Raw genomic sequence first — 846 nt, 5'->3', positions numbered from 1 at the left:
GGCTCCCGCAGCATGTAGCCGCGGCCCCAGACCGTCTCGATGTAGTCCCTGCCCCCTGAAGCCTCGGCGAGCTTCCTGCGCAGCTTGCAGATGAACACGTCGATGATCTTGATCTCCGGTTCATCCATCCCGCTATACAGATGATTGAGGAGCATCTCTTTGGTCAGCGTGTTCCCCTGGCGCTGAGCCAGAAACGCCAGGATCTTGTACTCCGTGCCCGTCAGGTTCACCCGGCGGCCTGCGATCTCAGCCTGTTGAACTCGGGGGTTGATCGTCAGATCGCCGCATTGAAGGACGGCCTCGGTCTGATCAGACGAGCGGCGGATGATGGCCTGCATGCGGGCGATGAGTTCATCCTTATGAAATGGCTTTGTGAGGTAATCATCGGCGCCGTAGCCGAGGCCTCTGACCTTGTTCTGGATGCCGTCCAGGCCTGAGAGGATCAGGACAGGCGTGCTCACCTTGGCAAGCCGCAGCTGTTGCAGGACATCATAGCCTGACATGTCCGGGAGATTGAGATCGAGCAGGATGATGTCGTAATCGGGGAGCCGGCCGAGATCGATGCCGTGCTCGCCCAGATCGGCGACGGAGATCTGGACATTGAGGCGCTGGAGCATGAGTTCAATGCTTTGAGCGACAGAGATGTCATCCTCGATCAGCAGCACCCGCATCTCACCACCTCCCAGAAACCTCGGACAATGTGAGGGAAGTATGCTCAACGAGGAGTTAACGCCGGAGGCACGGTGACGCTTTCACGGCGCTGACCTTGTTCCGAGTGCAGGGAGACTTAGCCCGATAAGTAATTTCGCTAGGCGTAATTTCGACAAGAAGTTCTTAGCAGGCGCT

At 58.0% G+C, this 846-nt stretch carries 1 protein-coding gene; it reads right to left on the bottom strand.

Annotation, left to right across the window (positions count from 1 at the left end; genetic code table 11):
* Nucleotides 1–671 (bottom strand): response regulator transcription factor (locus KBI52_RS01200; RefSeq protein ID WP_210804831.1); only part of this gene is annotated, 671 nt, incomplete at its 3' end.
* Nucleotides 672–846: the final 175 nt, after the last annotated feature.

Origin of the sequence: Microvirga sp. HBU67558, from assembly GCF_018069605.1 — a bacterium.
GTDB classification, from domain to species: Bacteria; Pseudomonadota; Alphaproteobacteria; order Rhizobiales; family Beijerinckiaceae; genus Microvirga; species Microvirga terrae.
Note: the sequence above shows the minus strand (reverse complement) of the source record. Positions and strands in the feature narration are given on the sequence as shown.